We start from the raw sequence: 19389 nt of genomic DNA, 5'->3' as shown, positions 1-19389 counted from the left end.
TTCGGAAAGGAGGACCCCCATGCCCATCGCCCGTCGGCTTCTCGCCGCCGCGACGGTCCTCGCCGCCGCCGGACCGCTCTCGGCCCAGACCGAGCCGCCCGCGGAGCCGCCGGCCGACTGGGAGGCGACCGCGATCGACTACAGCAACGTCCCCTACCCGCACCCGGTGTCGTACCTCGATGTGGAGGTCTACGGGAACGACTATCGGCTCGCGTACATGGATGTGGCTCCGGCGGGCGCCCCGAACGGACAGACGGTCGTCCTCTTCCACGGGATGAACTTCTTCGCCGGGGGGTTCCGGCCCACGATCGAGGCGCTGCGGAACGAGGGGTTCCGGGTGATCGCGATCGACCGGCTGGGCTTCGGCCGGTCCTCGAAACCCATCATCCACTACAACCTCCACATCCCCGCCCGGAACGCGAAGCGGCTGCTCGACGCCCTGGGGATCGAGCGCGCCGCGATCGTCGGACATTCGATGGGCGGGATGGTGGCAACCCGATTCGCCTCGACGTATTCCGAGACGACGACGCACGTCGCCATGGTGAACCAGATCGGCCTCACCGACTCCCGTCCCGGCCGGGGGTGGACCGACGCCGACGAAGCTTACGATTCGGTGCTCAACGGAACGACGTATCAGTCGGTCCTGCGCGGACACATGCGCTATTACCCGAACGGCTGGCGCCCGGAGTACCTCGAGTGGGTGAAGGTCCAGTACGGCCTCACGCTGAGCGGAGACTGGCCGCGCATGGCGCGCGTTCGGGCGGCGCAGCGGGCGATCCTGTACGAGGACCCGGTGGTCTACGAGTGGCAGCACATCACGACGAAGGCGCTCGTCATCGGCGGCGCGGACGACCGCCTCGTGGCCGACTATCCGGCGCGCGCGCGCCATGTCGCCGAGGAACTGCAGAACGCGGAACTCTTCCTCTTCCCGACGGTCGGACATTCTCCGCAGTTCGAGATCCCGGAGCGCTTCCACGCGGAGCTGGTCCGGTTCCTGCGCTCCGACCCGGACGAACCCGCCGATCAGTCGTGGCGGGAATCGGACGTCGGCCGGCCGCCGGGTTCGTAGCGCGGGCGCCGACGGCGCGAATAGGTTCCTCCGCCATGAAGAACTCCAGGCTGCCGCCCTTCACGCTGCCGCTCCTGGCCCTCTCGGTTGCCGCCGGCTGTACCGGCGAGGCGCCGGAACGGCCGGTCCCCGTCGCGGACATGCAGGAACTGATGGTCTCCGTGATGGAGCCCGCTGCGGAGGCCTACTGGGACGGCGTGGGCGAGGTCCTCACCGAAGCGGGCGTGCACCAGTTCCGGCCCCTGACCGAGGAGGACTGGACCTCGCTGCGCAACGCGGCCTTCGTCCTCGCCGAATCCGGCAGCCTGATGATGATGGACGGCCGCGCGCGCGACCGCGGCGACTGGATGGACCACTCGCGAACGATGGTCGAGGCGGGCCGCCTGGCGCTGGACGCCGTGGACCGCCGCAACCCGGACGCCGTGTTCGACGCCGGCGCGGAGGTCTACTACGCCTGCCGCGACTGCCACGCCCGGTACGCGGCGGAAACGCTCAGGCCGAGCGATCCCCACAGCGCTCCGGGACCTGAAGAAGCTCCGGATCCAGGCGCGGACGTGACGGACGCGGCGGATCTCGGCGACGGTCGCTAGACCTTCCGGCGCATGGAACGCTTCCTCGAGTGGTTGGGGAGCACCCCCTGGAGCATCGCCCTGCTGGAGTCCACGCTGGCGTGGCCGCTGATCGAATCCTCCCACGTCCTGGCCGTGGCCCTCTTCTTCGGCACCGTGATGATGAACGACCTCCGGCTGCTGGGCTGGACGATGCGGCGCGTGCCCGTCTCCGAAGTCACCGGCCGGCTCCTCCCCTGGACCCGGATCGGATTCACGGTCATGGTCGTCACCGGGGTTCTCATCTTCTACTCGAACCCGGTCCGCTACTACCACAACGTCTTCTTCCGGCTGAAGGTGATCCTGTTCGTGGTGGCGGGCCTCAACGCCTTCCTGTTTCACCGGGGGATCCACCGCCGCGTGATGGAGTGGGAACGACTGCCCGTCCTTCCGGGACGGGCCCGGGCGGCGGGCGCCATCTCGCTCGCGGCGTGGGCGCTCATCATCGTGGCGGGCCGTCTCATCGCCTACAACTGGTTCGACTGTGACATCCCGGGACAGCCGGGCTGGGTGAACTGGGCGGCGGGCTGCCACGTGGCGGGGGACTGATGGGCGGGCGTCAGTTCGCGCCGGAAGCGTGGCTTCCCTTCTTCGAGCGGCTCGAGAACACGGGCCTCGGGACGGCCGTGCGCGAATCGATCTGGGCCTTCCCCATCATCGAGGCGGTCCACCTGCTGGGACTCGGGCTCCTGGGCGGGGCGGTGCTGCTCGCCGACCTCCGGCTCCTGGGGACGGGGCTCACGCGGCAGCCGGTCGCGAACGTCGTGCGGCACGCCCACCCGTGGCTCGTGGCGGGGGTGGCGCTGATGTTCCTGACCGGCATCCCGCTGTTCCTCTCGGAAGCCGTCAAGTGCTACTACAACACGTCCTTCTGGGTGAAGATGATCTCGCTCCCGTTCGCGCTCGCGTTCACCTTCGGGGCCCGGAGGTGGGTAGTGGCCGCCGCCCCGAGTCGCGCGAACTGGCGCACGCGGCTCATCGCCGCGATCTCGCTGGGGTTGTGGTTCACGGTGGCCGCGGCCGGACGCTGGATCGGCTTCTCCGCCTGAAGCGCGCTTCAGCGCCTTTCCAGCGGCTCCACCCGCATCAGTATATCGGCCTGCCTGCTGACCGTAGCGGCCGGAACCCACGCGGCCATGTCCCTGGCGGGTAGCGCGTAGTCCTCGGCCACCGACATGTCCACGACCCACCCCAAATCGGCGAGCGCACCCAGCGTGATGGCGGAAACGACGGTCAGCTCCTCCCCCGGGCAGTTGCCCCGGGTCATGACCTCGCCGCACAGCACGCTTCGCCAATGCCCGCCGGCGTCGGCATCCTCGGCGGGGTCGTTCGTCACCGGCACTTTCGCACCGGTGTAACCGCTCCCGCCGGCCGCATCGAACGCGGCAACGGCGTTCGGCCCGGGGAAATGGGTGTCCACTCTCCGCGCACTGCTCGGCAGGTTCACGAGCCTCACGTCGCCGGAGTACCAGTACGTGCCGATGCCGAACACGTGGCCCAGTTCGTGCAGCATCACCTCGTAGGTGAAGCGGTCCGGGACGCGGCCGAACGGCGCGACGTATGGACGGTCCCGGGTCCAGTAGACCCCGCCGCCGGGGTGGTAGAACCCGCGACCTCCTCCTCGGTTCAGGCGGGGTCCGCGCGGTCCGCCGCACGCGAGACCCGCGCACTCCTCGTCCCCGTCGAACACGAAGACCGTGAAGTCCGCGGGGCTCGTATTGTCCTTCAATGCGGCTTCGTAGAACCCCACCGCGTGATCGAACATCACTCTGGCGCAGCGCGACCAATCGTCCGGTTCGTCGTACGCCAGCGTGACCCGAAACCCCGTGGAGGCGCGGTCGTGGAGGGGGGGGTCCTCCAGTTCCGGAGCATAGCAGTCATCGACGGCGGTCAGCATCCGCCCCGTCCTCAGCTCGAACGCGGATGACAGCGCCCGGTAGTGCAGATACCGCCGCCCTCGCCGAACCGCCGTGATCTCCAGCTCGCCGCCGTCGTTCTGCCTGAGATCGAGGTTGGGTGGACCACTGACCGGGGCCTCGCCTACATGGAACTCGTCGGCCGGGAAGCCGCCCACATGGAATTCGTATGTGATATCGGCGCCCGCGCGCGAGGTGAACCAGTTGAGCGGCGTGGACGCACGCTCCCCTATGTCGTCCAGGGTGACGCCCTCGGGCACCCTTCCTGGCGCCGCGGCGGTGTCGAGGGCGGTGGGGAGAATGACCACGAGGCTGTCGGCCGCCCTCCCCACCCTTGCGGTCACCGTGAGGATCTGCGCCTCGGCGGGAGTTCCCAGGTCGAAGATGGTCCAGAACCGGGAGCTCTCCCGTTGCAGCCATATCTGTCTCAGGCTGTCGCCGACCAGCGTGCGATACGTCACTTCCTCCGTGCCCGTAGTGAACCTTACGGTCGGCTCCACGCCGGTGACCGGGCTCCCGTCGTCCTGCCTGGCCGTGACGCGGATTACCGGGGACCTGAGGCCGGGACGGATGATCAGGGTGTCCGTGCTCGCCCACTCGTTGAAGTCGAGTTCGGCGCCGCTGAGGTAGTCCTGAATGATCTTGCGCGTCTCGATCACCACGCTTGCCGCGGCGGGCGCCGGCGGAAGGGCCGGGGGAGGGGCTGGCGGCGGCTCGGGGTCCAGTGTGTCGCCCCCGCCACAGCCGATGGCGAGCACACTGGCCCAGGCGACGATCCGGTGAACTCTTCTCACGTCCGGCGGCCCCGTCGTTCCCCGTCTCCGCTCATCGGCCCACCGCCGGGTCTCGGGTGCGGGCGGGCGAGAGGGAGGACCCTCTGCTAGTCGTGCTCCTCGAGGATGCTGTGGCTCGTGACCTCCACGACCTCGCCTTCCCAGCCCGGCGGCGGCTGGCAGGGGTTCGCATCGTAGGCGGGATCGTTGGGTCGCGGCGCGCCGCCGGGAGGGGCGCCGGCGCCGGATGAGCCCATGAAGAACTTGCTGCCGTCGGTGAACGTCACGTCGCGGCCGTTGGCCCGCTGGAGCGAGTGGTCCTTGGCCTGGTAGCCGTCCACGATGAGTTCGGTGCCGGGCGCGAGGCAGTCCCGCTGGAGGCCGCGGCGCAGGAGCGTGTTCGGCGTCCCGCCCTCGACCATCCAGACCTCGGATCCCGCATCGGTCTCGACCTCGAGGTGGATCCACGTGTGCGGGTTCACCCATTCGAGCCGCACGACGGCGCCCCTGAGCCGGATGGGGGCGTTCCGGTCGAATTCCGCGCCGAAGGCGTGGTGCGCGATCAGCGGCGCAGCGGCGGCCAGCGCGACCCCGCCCGCCACGAGGTACAGAGGCAGCTTCTTCATCGATCTCACCCGTGTCTCAACCAACCATCCGGCCTTACGACGCCGGTCTTCCATCCACGGCCCAAAAGTAACAGCCGCCGGGGAGTTCCCGCGACGGCTAGCGCTCCTGGGCGCGGGCGCCGCTGAGGACGTTGGAGAGGGCGTAATTGCCCTCGTGGCAGGCGTACTCGTAGAGCTGTCCGTCGAGGCGCGTGAAGGGCACTTCCCCGCCCCAGTTCTCGACGAAGGTGTCCGGATCCTCAATGGTGAACTCGTAGTGGATCGTGTGCTCGTCCGCGCGCGTGAACCGCTCCGTCACGGTCATGTTCTCCGAGCCGGGGCCGAACAGGTAGACGTACGCCGCCATCTGGTCCGGATTCAGGTTCGTCGTGCGGACGACGAGCGTGTCGCCGGCCCAGTGGCCCCATGATTCGCCGAACCACGGGCGCACGCCGTCGGCGGCTGGCTTCGGCTCGCCCATGCGGATGATGCGGACGTCGTGCACCATCTCGGTCAGGATCATGATGTGATCGGGCGTCTGCACGATCGTGTAGTTGTTGTTGTAGAAATAGTTCGGCAGCATCGGCGGGCCGGCGTTGGAACCGAACGAGAGGATGCAGCGCTCGCCGACAGGTCGGTTCTCCGGATTGTCGAACGCTCCCCCCAGCCGCGCGAACGCCTGCATCCGGCGCCGCTGGCCCTCCGGGGTGAGATCCGGGATGCGGCCGTCTTCCGGGTACGTGAGGAGCGAGCTTCGAGGCTCGCCGTTGAACACCGCGACCCGGTCGCCCGCGTCGATCCAGAAGTAGTTGTAGCCGCCCACGCCGCCGGCCGCGCCCGTGGAACCGTCCCCTCCGACCGGCGGGGCTTCGCGATCCGGGTCGCTGGGCGCGTTTCGGTCGTCGATGTACTCCCGGCGCCGCCCCTCGCGGACCGCGACCTCCTCCGCGGAGAGCACGAGCGCCTCGCCCTCGGGGCGCTGCAGCGGCGTCATCGTCCCGTTCGTCCAGTCGCCCTGCAGATCGGGATGCCCGTCGGCGGTCCGCGGGACGACCCACTCATCCCCGGCTCCTCCGGGGACGCCGCCGGTACCGTCGCAGGCGACGAAAGAGGCGGCTCCGAGTCCGGCTCCGAGCAGCAGAGCGGCGAGGAGTCCTCGCGGGCATGGTCGACGATTCGCGAATCTCATCGGTGCGAGCCGGCTTGGCGGGGCGGGCTTGGCAGCCCGGTTACCGAATCGGGTTCTTCCGGAGGTGGCCGTACATCAGCTCCTCCACGAACGGGACGCACTTGAACTGCCCCAGCCGCGCGTCGGGATTCACGTTCCGGTAGAGCGGCAAGCGGATGGTCCACGGCTCCGAGAACGTCTCGGGATCCTCCATCGTGGCCTCGTACATCAGGTGGTCGGGCCCGAGCATCGTCCACCGCTCCGTGACGACGAGCCGGTAGCTGTGATGGTTCCCCGCCCGGTCGAACCAGGTCTGGCCGTTGAACCCGTTCACCGTGACGACGAAGGTGTCCTCCTCCCAGCGCCCCACCGACTGGCCCATCCAGGAATCCACCTGCGGGGGACCGGGATCCTCCAGATAGATGTCGCGCACCGCCCCGGCGTACTCGTAGGCGATGAAGAACTTCGACTCGCTCTGGAAAATCTGGAACGGGAGATGCATGTAGTTCGCGCGCGGGACGCCGGGCAGGTAGCAGCGGATCTCGGGGTCGCGCTCGAGCCAGCGCTCGCGGTTCTCGTCACGCCGCTCCAGGGCTTCCGGGAGGTAGGGGATGTTCCCCCCGACCACGATACCCTGCCCCGACGGCACCGACCCGACGGCCCCGAGCGCGACGACTTCATTGGCGGGGACGGGCACGACCGGGCCTTCCTGCATGGCGAGCGCCGGACGCGCCATGTGCGGCTCGACATCCCAATACGCGTTTCCGAGCGCCGCCCAGATGCCGTTGAAGTCGGGACGTCCCGAGGCCGTTCGCGGGATGCCGTCGTTCGGCGCGCAGGCGGTAACCATCCCCAGCCCCAGGGCGAGAAGGGCGGTCAGGGCACGGCTCCCGCGACGGGGATTTCGCTGCGCGCGACGTAGCTCGCGCTTCCTCGGGAAGTTCGCCATCGGCACCGACCTCCGGTTTGACCGTTCCGTACGCGTCGGATCGAAACTGCGACCCGGCCCATTCTCTGGCCAGATCGACAGTTCGGAGGCACATTTCGAGACGCGGGACGACGCATGGCGGGGGCGACGCACGGCGGGGGCGACGCACGGCGGGGTACGGGTTGCGCAACACTGAACGGCCGGAGGAGACATGAAAAACCTGCGCGTAACCGGACTGGCACACCTCACCGCACTGGGGGCCGCATTCCTCGGCATCGCGGCCTGCGGCGCGGAGGACGCCGCGGAAGACGAGATGATGGATCCGACCGCGGTCACGGATCCGGCGGCCGCGGGTCTCCCGAACCCCACGCCCAATGTCATCAAGGACTGGGCCCAGCTTCCGGACGGGCGCGAATGGGGCTCCACGGCGGGCGTCGATATCGATCCCATCGACGGTCACATCTGGGCCTACGACCGCTGCGGCGGGATCGCGCTCGCGGGGGGGTGCGCGGAGAACCTCGTCGACCCCGTCGTCAAGTTCCACCGCGAGACGGGCGAGGTCCTCGCCAGCTTCGGGGCCGGCCTGTTCGTGCTGCCGCACGGCATCCACGTGGACGACGACGGCAACGTGTGGATCACCGACTCCATGGGCACGCTCGACAAGGGGCACACGGTGGTGAAGTTCTCGCCCGAGGGGGAGGTGCTGATGACGCTCGGCGTGCCGGGCCGCGTGGGCACCGAGCCGGGCTATTTCAACCAGCCGTGCGACGTGATCACCGCCCCCGACGGCTCGATCTTCGTGTCGGACGGTCACAGCGGGCAGAACGCGAACCCGCCGCCGGGAGCCACCGGCCGCATCATCAAGTTCTCGCCCGAGGGCGACTACATCATGGAGTGGGGCGTGATCGGAGACGGACCGGGCGAATTCCGGACGCCGCACGCGCTGGAGTTTGATTCGCAGGGGCGGCTGTTCGTAGCGGATCGCGGGAACCACCGCATCCAGATCTTCGACCAGGAAGGGAACCTGCTCGATACCCATTACCAGTACGGCCGGGTGAGCGGACTGTTCATCGATGACGAGGACAACGTGTACGCGATCGACTCGGAGTCGAACCCCAACACGCACTCCGACTGGCTGACCGGTGTCCGGATCGGGCACGCGGCGGAGGACGTGGTCACGGCCTTCATCCCGCCGCACGAGTCCGAGGATCCGCAGGGCGAGGCCGGCGAGGGGGTTGCGGTCGACGCGGACGGGAACGTTTATGCCGCGGAGGGACCGAACTCGCGGGCCGCCGCCGAGGGCGGGCTCACAAAGTACACGCGCAATTGATGAGCAACGGACGCAGGGCTGCTGCAGGAGAGAAAAGACGATGAGGATGAGAAGATTCGCTTCGGGGATGGCGGTGGGTGCGGTGACGCTGGCCCTCACGGGGTCCGCCGCCATGGCGCAGGAACTCAACGAGGTGTGTCCGGACTCGCCGGACATGACGGGCGCCCTGTGGGGGCTTGTCTCGGACGGGGACACGCAGATGGGGCTGCCCAGCGCCACCGTCGTCGCCACCTGGGAGAAGGACGGGGAGGAAGGACAGATGGAAGGGCAGACCGCGCTGGACGGCGGTTACACGCTCTGCTACGTGCCGCTCGGCGTCGAGATCTCGGTTCAGCCGGTGTTCATGGGCACGGGAGGGGCGGCCATCACGGCCAATCTCACGGAGCAGATCACCCGCCTGGACCTCCCCTTCTCGCTCTCCGCTGTCGGTGGCGGCGGCGGCGGCGACGACGATCGCATCTGGGCCTGCTTCGGAGGCACGACGGACAATCAGATCAACCTCCAGAATTCGCGGCTCGTTCGCTGCGACCCCGGCTGGGAAGGAATCGACCGTTGTCCGAAGGAATCGGAACACGGCCAGCTGCAGGCGCAGATGGCGGGCGCCGGGGTCGGACAGTTCCGGGAAGCGCTCGAGAGGCTCGTGGCCGACGCGCAACGGGTAGGCGCGAACGCACTCATCAACTGGCGGAGGAGTGGAAATTCGTTTACCGCCGAGGCGGTCACCATCTCCGTCGATCCCGCCACCTGCCGTTGAATCCGGAGAGCGTCGGGTGCGGGCTCCAGCCCGTGAGCCCGCACCGACGCTCATCCCCGGCGGGTCGGCCGGTCCTGCTGCCGGCCGGTTCCGCTTCCTGTCAGGTCCGCTAGCGGCGTCGCACGCGGATCGGGAAAGGCGGACGCTCGGGCGTTGCCACCGGTGACGCCTCGAGTTGCTCCAGCACGACCTCGATCGCCTTCTCCAACTGCGGGTCGACGCCCGCGATCACCTCGGCCGGCCACTGCTCCACTTCGATATCCGGCGGTACGCCCACGTTTTCGACGATAAACCCGTCCTCCGTCCATATCGCGACGTTCGGCGCCGTAATCACCCCGCCGTCCATCAGGACGGGGAAACCCAGGACGCCGACCAGGCCGCCCCAGGTGCGGCGGCCGATGAGGGTGCCCATCTCGAGCTTGCGGAACATCCAGGGCAGCATGTCGCCGCCGGAGCCGGCGGTCTCGTCGATGAGCATCACCTTCGGGCCCGGGATGGCGCCCTGCGGCGTGACGAGGTCGGCCCCGTAGCGCATCGCCCAGTGCGACATGTACGGGCGCCGGAGGATGTTGATGTAGTAGTCCGCGATCTGGCCGCCCCCGTTGTGCCGCTCGTCGATGATCACGGCCTCCCGGTTCGTCTGCGGGAAGAAGTAGCGCTTGAAGTACTCATGTCCCGCGCCGGCCGTGTTGGGCACGTACACGTATGCGACTCGCCCCTCCGTGGCTTCGTCGACGCGCGCGAGGTTGCCCTCCACCCAGTCCCGGTTCCGCAGCGCGCCCTCGTTCGCCACCGGCACGACGTCGACGGTGCGGGACCCCGTCCCATCCGGCGACGGCCCGACGGTGATCGAGACGATCCGGCCGGCCGTGTTCTCGAACCGGCTGAAGAGGTTCTCCGGCGCCGAGAGATCGACTCCTTCGACCGCCAGCAGGTAGTCGCCGGCGTCGACCTCGACTCCCGGCTCCGTGAGCGGGGACCGGAGTCCCGGGTTCCAGTTGAGACCGCCGTACACCTTCTCGAACCGGTACCGCCCCCGGTCGACGACGAAGTCCGCGCCCAGCTGACCGCCCGGCACGTCGTCCGTCTCGTGGAGGAAGTCGCCGCCGCCGCCGCGGTGGTGCCCCACCGCGATCTCGGAATGGAGCCACGTCATGAGCCGGTTCAGGTCGGCCCGTGAGGTGAGGTGGGGGAGAAAAACAGCGTACTTCTCCTTCATGGCGGGCCAGTCCGCGCCGTGCATGTTCGGGTCGTAGAAGTAGTCGCGGTTGATCCGCCAGGCCTCATCGTAGATCTGACGCCACTCCGCCCGTGGATCGATCCTCACCTCGACATCGGCGACGCCGAGACGATCCGCGCCGGATCCGATGTCCGTCCCGCCCGCGTTGCTGATGAACCATCCACCCGATGTCGCGTACAGCACGCTCCTGCGGTCCGCCGACAGGTCGTAGAAGCGCGTGCCGCCGACCACCGTCGCCGCTTCGCGGTCGGCGAGTGAGAAGCGGTGAAGGCTGGGACCCGCACCGGGGCTTCCGAACCCGCTGGCCGTCTCGCTTCGGATGTAGAAGAGCTGACCCGGCTCCCCGGGCTGCAGGTTCGCGTAGCCGGCTTCGGGCAGCGGCAGGGCGAGGATCCGCTGGTCGAGGTCGTCGAAGTCGATGTGGACCGTTACTTCGTCCGCATCGTCGGCGCCCTCCGCTTCCGGTTCGGCCTCGTCCCCGGCCTCTTCGTCGCTTTCCCTCGCCAGAGGTGACGGCGTGCCCTTCTCGAGGACCGCGAGATAGATCGCGTTCGTCATCTCGAAGTCGTTGTTCGACTGGGCGAACCACTGGACGACGGGGCCCGCGTCGGTGGACGACGTGAGATAGAGGTACTGGCCGCCGGCGTCGAAGACGGCCTCGGAGACGTCGCTGAGTCCGTCGGTGACGGCCCTCGTCTCGCCCGTTTCGAGCAAGTGGACGTATGCCGTGCGGATGTTGGTCTCGTTGTTGCGCGTGTAGACGAGCCACCGGGAGTCCGGCGACCAGGCGTGCGAGGGCGGGGGCAGCGGCCCGTACATCGCGTCGGCATCCACGCGGTGGGTGTCCCCGGATTCGAGATCGATCCAGTACACGGCCCGCGAGTTGTCCGTGTAGCTGATCTTCATGCCGTCGGGCGACCACACCGGGTCCCCGTAGAACCCGGCGCCATCGAGAACGTAGCTGCGCGCCTCTCCCGCCCCCGACTGGGGAGCCACGTATAGCCGGTATTCGCCGGAGGCATCCGAGAACCAGGCGATCGACTCTCCGTCCGGCGACCAGGCGGGACTCCGCTCATGGGCGGCGGTCGACTGCGTGAGGTTGCGGTCGTCGCCCTTGTCGCGCGGCAAGGTGACGATCTCGCCCCGGAACTCGAAGGCGGCGCGGGCGCCGGAGGGCGAAAGGCTCGCGTTGCGGACGAAGTTCCCGCCGCTGGCGTAGCGGGGCCGCACCTCCAGGAGGTCCGTCGCGATCCGCACCGGCACCAGGTGACTCGCGCCCGAGCCGGGATCGAGCAGATGGAGCCGCCCCGCCTGCTCGTAGGCGATCCGGCCGGCGCCGGCGGACGCGTTCAGGACCGGAAAGTCCTCGTGCGCGGTGACCCGCGAGACGTGCCCCGTCCCCGGGTCGTAGGCATGGACGTTGAACTCCCCGTCGCGGTCCGAGCGGAAGAAGACGCGGTCCCCGATCCACATGGGATCCGTGTCGTTCGAGCGGCCCTCCGGCTGCGGGATCTGAACGACGGAATGGTCCGCCACATCGTAGATCCAGATCCGCGTCGTCGTCCCGCCCCGGTAGTTCTTCCACTGAGTGAAGGCTTCGTACAGCGGCGTGTAGGCGATCTTCGCGCCGTCCGGGGAGAACGTCGCCTTGAACGCGTGCGGAATGGGCAGTTGTTCGGGGTGTCCGCCGCTCGTCGCGACCGTGAACAACTGCGCGTGGCGGCCCGTGTAGGCGTTGCGTCCCGATGAAAAGAGCACCGCCGATCCGTCGGGCGTGAAGCTCTGGACGAGATCGGCTCCCGGGTGCCACGTGAGTCGCGCGGGCACACCTCCGTCCGCGGGCACGAGAAAGACATCGGTGTTCCCGTCGTATTCCCCGCTGAACGCGATCCATTCACCGTCCGGTGAGAAGCGCGGGTTGAACTCGACGCCGACGTGCGAGGTCAGCCTGCGCGGCGAACTCCCGTCGATTCCCGCGGTCCACAGGTCCCCGGCGTACGCGAACGCGATCCGGTCCGCGCTTACCGCGGGCTGCGCGAGCATGAGCGTGCCGGTGGCGTCCTGCGCCCAGGCGGGGCGGAACGAGGCCGCGAGGAGCATGGCCGTGAGGAGGGACGAGCGTGCCTTCAAGGGTACCTTCATCGGATCCTTCGCAATCTGGGGTGGATTTGAGTCGAGCCGTGAACGCTGTCGGACTGTACGCCTGATTGTACGTCCGGAGACGTCGAAACCGGTATTGGCAGCCGGCCGTACCGATCCCGTATCGGCCCCGCATTGACCCTGCCGTGCGGTTGCCCGCTCGAGTCGGGCCTCCTTACCGTCTCTCGCGCGAGTGTCGTTTCACCAGCTTCGAACCCACCCCTGGAGTTATCCACATGAACACGCGTTTCGGTCGCCGTCCCCGTCACCCGTTCGGTTCCGCCGTCTGCGCCGGGCTCTTCGCCCTTCTCGCGGCCGCCCAGATCGCGGCGCAGAGTTCGGAACTCGAGGTCGGCCGGACGTTGCCGGGCACGCTCGCCGCGGGCGACACGGCGCGCTACACGATCGAGACGGGTGAGAACGACTTCGTCCTCGGCGAGGTGAACCAGATCTCCGTCGACGTGACGGCGCGCGTCCTCGACCCCGAGGGGACACAGGTCGGCCGTTTCGGGGGGCTGGGGCGCGGGGTCGAGCGCTTCGGCGGGCGGACGTCCGGCGCGGGCGTCCACACGCTGGAATTGTTCGTCGCGGGGGACGATGACGAGGCCGGCGGGCGCTACGAGATCACGCTGCTGCGGCACGAACCCGTCGCGACAGACCCGGAGGAACTCGCCGATCAGATCATGTCCCGCTTCGACGGGCCGGATTCTCCGGGAGGTGCGGTGCGCGTGTGGCGCGACGGCCGCACGCTCTTCTCGAAGACCTACGGGATGGCGAACCTCGCCTACGACCTCCCCTTCGAGGAGGACACGCGGACGAACATCGGCTCGACCTCGAAGCAGTTCACCGCCTTCGCGATCATGCTGCAGGCAGAGCGCGGACTCCTCTCCCTCGACGACGACATCCGCAAGCACGTCCCCGAACTCCCGGAGTTCGAGCACGCCATCCAGGTGAAGCACCTGATCACCCACACGTCGGGTCTGCGCGAATTCCTGAACCTGCTGCGGATGACGGGCCGCCGCCTCGACCACGGGGACTGGATCGACCGTTCGGAACTCATCGATATCGTGCAGCGGCAGCCCGCCCTCCAGAACGCGCCCGGCGCGGAATGGAACTACAACAACACGGCCTTCGGACTCGCCGCCGTCATCGTCGAGCGCACTTCCGGGCAGGACTTCCATGTCTTCATGGAGGAAAACGTGTTCGGACCGCTGGGGATGACCGGGACGATGGTGCGTCCCTCCACGCGACACATCGTCCCCAACATGTCCGAGGGCTACACCCCGGGACCGGACGGATACCGCCAGATCGGAGATCTTGGCGGCGCGGTCGGGGCGGGGGCGATCTACAGCACGATCGGCGACCTCCAGACATGGGCCGAGAACTACGCGAACCCGCGGGTTGGCACGCCGGACAGCATCGACGAGATGACGACGTCGTTCGTCCTCAACGACGGGGAGGAGACAGGCTACGGATATGGACTCAGCGTGGGCGAGCAGGGCGGACTGAAGCGCGTGAGCCACGGGGGAGCCGACGTCGCCCACCGTTCGATGTTCGTCTACTTCCCCGAGATCAACGCCGGCCTCACGACCCAGAGCAATCACGCCCAGTTCAACAGCGGCGTCGCCTATGAACTCGCCGCGGCCTTCTTCAAGGACGCGATGGAGGAGGAAGAAGCGGATGCCGTAGCGGCTGCCGGCGATTTCGATCCCGCCAGCTACGACCCCGAGGCCTTTGACGAGTTCGTCGGCCGCTATTCGCTGGACGCAGCGCCGAACTTCATCCTCACCTTCACGCGCGAGGACGACACGTTCTACACGCAGGCGACGGGCCAGCAGCGGCTCGAGATCGTCCCCACGTCCGACTCGACCTTCCGCCTGCTCGCGGTAGAGGCCTCCGTCACTTTCCTGCGGGATCCGGAGGGCGACGTCGAGGGGCTCACGCTGCATCAGAACGGGGACAACCACGCCACGCGCCTCGAGGATGATGAGGCCGGGGCATGGGAGCCGACGGCCGAGGATCTTGCCGACTTCGCCGGTCGCTTCTTCAGCGAGGAACTGGAGACGTTCTACACCTTCACCGTCGAGGATGGAACGCTCGTGCTGCACCAGCGCCGGCTCGACCGGACGGAACTCGAGCCCGGAGAAGAGGACCGGTTCTCGGGCGGCGGCCTGTCGGTCGCCTTCGAGCGGGACCGCAACCGACAGGTGATCGGCTTCTACCTCTCCAACGTCCGCACGCGCGACGTCCGCTTCGGCCGGGTGCGCTGACAGAAACCGGGGTTCGGCTTAGCTTGTAACTGAGAGATGCCGGCAGGTTCAACCGAAGGGCGGGAGGCGCTCGCGATGACGGGATTCGGAGTTCGTTTCGGTCGGAATGCTGGGCGGGGAACCTTTCTTCTGGCGGCGGTCATCGCGTTCGGGGCTTTCCCCGGCGCCGCGTGGGCGCAGGGTCGAATCGCAGGCTCGGTCACGGATGACGACACGGGCGCACCCCTGGCGGCCGTGCTGGTCGAGGTCCTGGACGCACAGGGCGCGGTGGCGGCGCAAGCCACCACGGGCCCAGGCGGCACCTATGCCATCGACGGTGTGTCCGCAGGCTCGTATTCGGTCCGGTTCACCGCACCGGGCTGGGTGACCGTCGTCATGGAATCGCAGGCCGTCGCCGCGGGCCAGTCGACGACCGTCTCGACGACCATGACGCAGCAGTCGTTCGAACTCAATCCGCTCACCGTCACCGCGTCCCGCACGCATGAGAAGGTGCTGGAGGCGCCGGCAGCGGTGGAGGTCGTCTCGACGCGCGATCTCGAGGAACGCCAGGTGACGTCTCCGATCGAGCATGTGGAACACCAGCCCGGCGTGGACGTCGCCCGCACGGGGATTCGCGGCCGCGCCGCGGTGTTGCGCGGCTTCAACAACATCTTCTCCAGCCGCACCCTGTTCATGACGGACAACCGGATCGCGCGCGTGCCGTCGCTCCGGGTGAACATCTTCTACCTGAACCCGGCCTCGGACCTCGACATGGACCACGTCGAGACCGTCCTGGGCCCGGGGTCGGCCCTCTACGGACCGAATGCGGCGGGCGGCGTTGTCCACTACCTCACGAAGTCCCCCATTCACTCGCCGGGCGCCAGCTTCTCGGTGGGCGGCGGCCTCCGGCAGCAGGGCGACACGCCGGGGGTCGGCAGCGGCCCGATCCAGGGCGAGGACGCCGGGCTGTTCCAGTTCGATGGGCGCATCGCCGTGGCCCCGAGCGACAAGTTCGGCTTCAAGATCTCGGGCCAGTACTTCGACGCGACCGAATACGTCTTCAACGATCTGGCCGAGGCGCAGGTGCAGGGCGCGGGGCAGGCCTGTATCGGAGCCGGGTTCGACCCCACATCGCCGGCCTGCCAGCCGTTCACTTCCGGACTCGACCTGACGAATCCGACGGATCAGGGCGTGCTGGCCCAGTCCGCCCGGAATGCGGCCATGGGGCGCGATGACGGACACCGGAACTGGGCCGTGGACGCGCGCATGGACTTCGAGCCGTCGCCGGGGACTTCGCTCATTCTGGCCGGGGGACGAAACGTTGCCGCCCAGGCAACGGAACTCACCGGATTGGGCGCGTCCAACGTCACCAACTGGGGCGTCACATACGGACAGGCCCGTCTCCGGCACAAGGATCTGTTCGCGCAGGTCTTCTACAACTACAACACGAACGACGAAACCTTCCTCCTCCGCTCGGGCCGGCCGCTCTTCGACAACTCTTCCCTGATGGTGGGACAGGTGCAGCACCAGTCGCGGATCGGCTCGGCGCACCGGCTCATCTACGGGGTCGACTACCTCGGGACGAACCCGGACAGCCGGGGCACGATCAACGGACAGTTCGAGAACGACGACGAGACGACGGAGGTCGGCGGCTACGTCCAGTGGGAGTGGGCGCTGAGCCCGAAGGTCGATCTCACGGGCGCGTTCCGGTACGACTACAACAGCAGCCTGACGGATCCGGTCTTCTCCCCGCGCGCGGCGCTCGTGTACAAGCCGGATGCGGCGAACTCGTTCCGGGTCACTTTCAACCGGGCGTTCTCTACGCCTACCTCCACGAACCAGTTCCTGGATATCTCCGGGGGGACGATCCCGATCCCCGGCCTGCCGTTCCGGTACGACCTCCGCGCGACCGGCTCCGCCGGCAACGGGCACATGTACATGCGGGATTCGAATGGGATCCCGATGCATATGTCGCCTTTCAACGTGCTGGGCGGGGGCAGTGCGCGGCAGTTCCTTCCGTCGACCACGGCCCAGCTTTGGAGCACGGCGATAAACACGCTCAGCGCTGTGGCCGGGGCCGATCCTCAGCTGGCACCGCTGGCGGCACTCCTGCCATTGATCCCCGTCCCCTCGCAGGACCAGGTGGGTATCCTGGCCCTGCTCCTCGACGTGGAGGCGGCGGGAGGCGGCGCACCGCCCGCAGGCTGCGTGGCTCCGCCGTTCTGTCAGGCGGTCGATCTCGCCGCTCTGCAGGACATCGAGGCGCTCGGTCCGACGGTCAGCAACACGCTCGAGGTGGGCTACAAGGGGCTGTTCGGAGACCGAGTGTCGTTCGGGGCCAACGCCTGGTTCACCCGCTACGACAGCTATATTGCCCCCCTGCGGCTGCTCTCGCCCAACCTCTTCCTGAACGGCGCGCAGTTGCGACCGTATCTGGAAGGCGTGTTCCGGCAGTTCGTCGGCGTGGCCTTCCCAAACGAGGCCGTCGCGCTCGGTACGGCCCAGCTGGTCGCGGATCTCGCCGCACAGGTTCCTCTGGGAGCTGTGACTCCCACCAGTGCCGGCGGCACGACGTCCGCCATGGTGCTCGGATACCAGGATGCCGGCGGGTTCGACGTCATGGGGGGCGAGCTGGGCGCCGGTTTCCTCCTCAGCGACCGGCTGGAGATGGCCACTTCGCTGTCGTTCATCGACAAGAACACCTTCGAGACGGCGGGCGAACTCCTGAGCGAGGTATCGCTGAATGCGCCGACGGTGCGCGGGACCGCGTCGCTCACGTACCGGAACGACGATTCAGGAGTCAACGGCGGCCTGCGCTTCCGGGCGCAGAACGGCTATCCGTTCAATTCGGGCCCCTGGGTGGGCGATGTCGACGCCATCACCACGCTGGACGCGAATTTCGGCTTCCGCGTCCCGGGGTACGAGGACCTCTGGTTCCAGGTCGACGTATCCAACGTCTTCGACAAGGCATACCAGAGCATGCTCGGGGCGCCGGCGATCGGGCGCGTGATACTCGCCCGCATGCGCTGGGACTTCAGCCCGTTCTAGCAGAATGCCGGGGGTGGGGCTCGAACCCACACGGGGATGGACCCCTTCGGATTTTAAGTCCGATGCGTCTGCCAATTCCGCCACCCCGGCGCGCGTGCCGCACGCGCAAGCTAACGCCTCGCCCGCACGGGGGCAGACGAACCGCCTCCGCTTGCGGGTGAGGTGGCACCGGGCCCAGCATGGACGGGAGGATTTCGCCCGGAGGCCATCATGAATCGATTCCTGAAGCGACGCGCCCTCGCCCGCACCTTCTCAGGTCTCGGCGCGCTATCGATCCTGCTCCTCACGGCAAGCGCCGCGTCCGCGCAGGCGCATCCGAATCCGGCCACGCCCGACTCGCTGCGACAGATCCAGACGATGGAGCCGCGCATCGGGCCGCCGGGCACCGAGGTCAGCCTCTACACGGAGAACATCCCGCTCCAGGCGAGGGTGGTCGTCGGCCTGGGGGCCATCGGCACGGGCTTCGAGGAACTCGGGACGGGCGACCAAGGCGAGTTCGGCGAGATCGGAGCCACCGTGCACGTGCCGCAGACGGCGACGTGGGACCGTGCCGTCGTCTTCATCATCTTCAACGGGAACTTTGCGCCCACGGGGCTTTCCGACCCGTTCCACGTGACGGATGAGGACGGCCGGGTCCAGCGCACCGGCATGATCGCCGGGCGGGAAAACGGTTGCGTGACGTTCGAGGATCGGGATGGGTACTTCTACACGCTGGCCGGCGACCTGGGAGACGCGGCGACCGGGGATTACTTCATCGTCGAGGGGGCAGCGTCACGTTCGGTAGCCTGCCCGCACGCGGACACGATCGAGGTCGACCGCATGGAGGAGACGGAACCGTTCGAGCGTCCCCACCCGGAGCCGTTCCGCTAGCCGTCGGCTAAGAACCCCGCGTCAGCGCCGGCGCCGGGCGTTTCAGCGCCTGGACGAGCCGGTGACTTCGACGAGGAAGATAACGAGGAGCGTGATCAGGACGGGGATGGCGAGCAGCCATTCCTGCAGTTCGGGCATCGTGTCTTCTCCTTTCCTTATCGTTTGCCGGTACTGCCGAGCCCGCCCGCGCGATCCGTCGAGACCGCGACCGGCCCCTCCTCCCAGCGCGCGACCCGGTACTTGTGGAGGACGACCTGGGCGATCCGTTCACCGTGTTCGATCCGAATGGGGTGCGGCGCCGAGTTGAGGACGAGGACGAACCACTCGTCCGGATAGTCTGCGTCCACGGTACCGGGCGCGTTCGGCACTGTGAGCCCGCGCTTCCAGGCGAGCGACGACCGCATTCGAATCTGCGCTTCGTAGCCGTCGGGCAGGCGCGCGCGGAAGCCCGTCGGCACGAGCGCCCGGTCGCCGGGTTCGAGGACGATCGAAAGCGTACCGTCCGCGGCGGAGATCGCGGTCACCGAGGCGGTTTCGCGGCTGGCACCATGATGGACCCGGATCGGCCCGCACGTGAGATGCGCCCGGATGTCGTAGCCGGCCGACTGCTCCGTAGCTCGCGTCGGAACACGAACATCTTCCGCCAGCTTCTCGAAGATGACGCGCGCACCATCAGCGTCGGACAAAACCCC

15 protein-coding genes and 1 tRNA gene are annotated in these 19389 nt (G+C 68.2%); 9 read left to right on the top strand and 7 right to left on the bottom strand.

Going from position 1 to position 19389, the window contains the following annotated elements:
• Positions 1 to 19 precede the first annotated feature (19 nt).
• Genes RN901_RS10515 through RN901_RS10500 form a run of 4 tightly spaced genes read left to right on the top strand, consistent with a single transcriptional unit; the run spans position 20 to position 2726 of the window.
• The gene (locus RN901_RS10515; RefSeq protein WP_310758235.1) at positions 20 to 1069 is read left to right on the top strand and encodes an alpha/beta hydrolase; all 1050 of its coding nucleotides are present in this window, start codon (positions 20 to 22) and stop codon (positions 1067 to 1069) included.
• A 35-nt stretch (positions 1070 to 1104) separates the two neighbouring features.
• Positions 1105 to 1659 (top strand): hypothetical protein, encoded by a 555-nt coding sequence (locus RN901_RS10510; protein WP_310758234.1) that lies wholly within the window; start codon positions 1105 to 1107, stop codon positions 1657 to 1659.
• A gap of 12 nt (positions 1660 to 1671) precedes the next feature.
• The gene (locus RN901_RS10505; protein ID WP_310758233.1) at positions 1672 to 2226 is read left to right on the top strand and encodes a DUF6644 family protein; all 555 of its coding nucleotides are present in this window, start codon (positions 1672 to 1674) and stop codon (positions 2224 to 2226) included.
• Positions 2226 to 2726, top strand: coding sequence for a DUF6644 family protein (locus RN901_RS10500; protein WP_310758232.1), 501 nt, complete (start codon positions 2226 to 2228; stop codon positions 2724 to 2726). Before RN901_RS10505 ends, RN901_RS10500 begins: the two co-directional genes overlap by 1 nt.
• 8 nt (positions 2727 to 2734) lie before the next feature.
• Here the strand turns inward: RN901_RS10500 and RN901_RS10495 are convergent, their stop codons facing one another.
• From RN901_RS10495 to RN901_RS10480, 4 genes are all read right to left on the bottom strand, one after another.
• The gene (locus tag RN901_RS10495; protein ID WP_310758231.1) at positions 2735 to 4387 is read right to left on the bottom strand and encodes a hypothetical protein; all 1653 of its coding nucleotides are present in this window, start codon (positions 4385 to 4387) and stop codon (positions 2735 to 2737) included.
• A gap of 86 nt (positions 4388 to 4473) precedes the next feature.
• Positions 4474 to 4992: a DUF6152 family protein gene (locus RN901_RS10490; protein ID WP_310758230.1), complete on the bottom strand. Its 519-nt coding sequence runs from the start codon at positions 4990 to 4992 to the stop codon at positions 4474 to 4476.
• Between the two features lie 97 nt (positions 4993 to 5089).
• Positions 5090 to 6160, bottom strand: coding sequence for a hypothetical protein (locus tag RN901_RS10485; protein WP_310758229.1), 1071 nt, complete (start codon positions 6158 to 6160; stop codon positions 5090 to 5092).
• Between the two features lie 40 nt (positions 6161 to 6200).
• A complete protein-coding gene (locus tag RN901_RS10480) occupies positions 6201 to 7088 on the bottom strand; it encodes a hypothetical protein (protein WP_310758228.1) in 888 nt (295 codons plus the stop codon).
• A 190-nt stretch (positions 7089 to 7278) separates the two neighbouring features.
• Here RN901_RS10480 and RN901_RS10475 point away from each other — a divergent pair, with 190 nt between their 5' ends.
• Positions 7279 to 8397 carry a peptidyl-alpha-hydroxyglycine alpha-amidating lyase family protein gene (locus RN901_RS10475; RefSeq protein WP_310758227.1) on the top strand — a complete coding sequence of 373 codons (1119 nt, stop codon included), beginning with the start codon at positions 7279 to 7281 and terminating at the stop codon, positions 8395 to 8397.
• Between the two features lie 40 nt (positions 8398 to 8437).
• The gene (locus RN901_RS10470; protein WP_310758226.1) at positions 8438 to 9151 is read left to right on the top strand and encodes a hypothetical protein; all 714 of its coding nucleotides are present in this window, start codon (positions 8438 to 8440) and stop codon (positions 9149 to 9151) included.
• A gap of 109 nt (positions 9152 to 9260) precedes the next feature.
• Here RN901_RS10470 and RN901_RS10465 read toward each other — a convergent pair whose 3' ends face one another.
• Positions 9261 to 12521, bottom strand: coding sequence for a PDZ domain-containing protein (locus RN901_RS10465; protein WP_310758225.1), 3261 nt, complete (start codon positions 12519 to 12521; stop codon positions 9261 to 9263).
• Between the two features lie 245 nt (positions 12522 to 12766).
• On the opposite strand from RN901_RS10465, the gene RN901_RS10460 reads away from it, so the two are divergent.
• The gene (locus tag RN901_RS10460) at positions 12767 to 14800 is read left to right on the top strand and encodes a serine hydrolase (protein WP_310758224.1); all 2034 of its coding nucleotides are present in this window, start codon (positions 12767 to 12769) and stop codon (positions 14798 to 14800) included.
• 75 nt (positions 14801 to 14875) lie between these two features.
• Positions 14876 to 17827 carry a TonB-dependent receptor gene (locus RN901_RS10455; protein WP_310758223.1) on the top strand — a complete coding sequence of 984 codons (2952 nt, stop codon included), beginning with the start codon at positions 14876 to 14878 and terminating at the stop codon, positions 17825 to 17827.
• 5 nt (positions 17828 to 17832) lie between these two features.
• On the opposite strand, the gene RN901_RS10450 is transcribed toward RN901_RS10455, so the two are convergent.
• Positions 17833 to 17917 (bottom strand) — tRNA-Leu (locus tag RN901_RS10450).
• A 120-nt stretch (positions 17918 to 18037) separates the two neighbouring features.
• Here RN901_RS10450 and RN901_RS10445 point away from each other — a divergent pair.
• Positions 18038 to 18697, top strand: a complete 660-nt coding sequence (locus RN901_RS10445) for a hypothetical protein (RefSeq protein ID WP_310758222.1) — start codon at positions 18038 to 18040, stop codon at positions 18695 to 18697.
• Positions 18698 to 18852: 155 nt separating this feature from the next.
• On the opposite strand, the gene dut is transcribed toward RN901_RS10445, so the two are convergent.
• Entirely contained in the window at positions 18853 to 19383 is a 531-nt protein-coding gene (dut, locus tag RN901_RS10440) for a dUTP diphosphatase (protein ID WP_310758221.1), read from the bottom strand.
• Positions 19384 to 19389: the final 6 nt, after the last annotated feature.

Origin of the sequence: Candidatus Palauibacter soopunensis (assembly GCF_947581735.1) — a bacterium.
Lineage (GTDB): Bacteria > Gemmatimonadota > Gemmatimonadetes > Palauibacterales > Palauibacteraceae > Palauibacter > Palauibacter soopunensis.
The sequence above is the reverse complement of the archived record's forward strand: the minus strand, read 5'-3'. Positions and strand labels throughout refer to the sequence as shown.

Excerpts from the sequence above, each read along its gene's own strand:
- RN901_RS10515 (WP_310758235.1), top strand. The coding sequence starts at position 20 with ATGCCCATCGCCCGTCGGCTTCTCGCCGCCGCGACGGTCCTCGCCGCC.
- RN901_RS10510 (WP_310758234.1), top strand. The coding sequence starts at position 1,105 with ATGAAGAACTCCAGGCTGCCGCCCTTCACGCTGCCGCTCCTGGCCCTC.
- RN901_RS10455 (WP_310758223.1), top strand. The coding sequence starts at position 14,876 with ATGACGGGATTCGGAGTTCGTTTCGGTCGGAATGCTGGGCGGGGAACC.
- RN901_RS10490 (WP_310758230.1), bottom strand. The coding sequence starts at position 4,992 with ATGAAGAAGCTGCCTCTGTACCTCGTGGCGGGCGGGGTCGCGCTGGCC.
- RN901_RS10480 (WP_310758228.1), bottom strand. The coding sequence starts at position 7,088 with ATGGCGAACTTCCCGAGGAAGCGCGAGCTACGTCGCGCGCAGCGAAAT.
- RN901_RS10505 (WP_310758233.1), top strand. The coding sequence starts at position 1,672 with ATGGAACGCTTCCTCGAGTGGTTGGGGAGCACCCCCTGGAGCATCGCC.
- RN901_RS10460 (WP_310758224.1), top strand. The coding sequence starts at position 12,767 with ATGAACACGCGTTTCGGTCGCCGTCCCCGTCACCCGTTCGGTTCCGCC.
- RN901_RS10475 (WP_310758227.1), top strand. The coding sequence starts at position 7,279 with ATGAAAAACCTGCGCGTAACCGGACTGGCACACCTCACCGCACTGGGG.
- RN901_RS10485 (WP_310758229.1), bottom strand. The coding sequence starts at position 6,160 with ATGAGATTCGCGAATCGTCGACCATGCCCGCGAGGACTCCTCGCCGCT.
- RN901_RS10445 (WP_310758222.1), top strand. The coding sequence starts at position 18,038 with ATGAATCGATTCCTGAAGCGACGCGCCCTCGCCCGCACCTTCTCAGGT.
- RN901_RS10500 (WP_310758232.1), top strand. The coding sequence starts at position 2,226 with ATGGGCGGGCGTCAGTTCGCGCCGGAAGCGTGGCTTCCCTTCTTCGAG.
- RN901_RS10470 (WP_310758226.1), top strand. The coding sequence starts at position 8,438 with ATGAGGATGAGAAGATTCGCTTCGGGGATGGCGGTGGGTGCGGTGACG.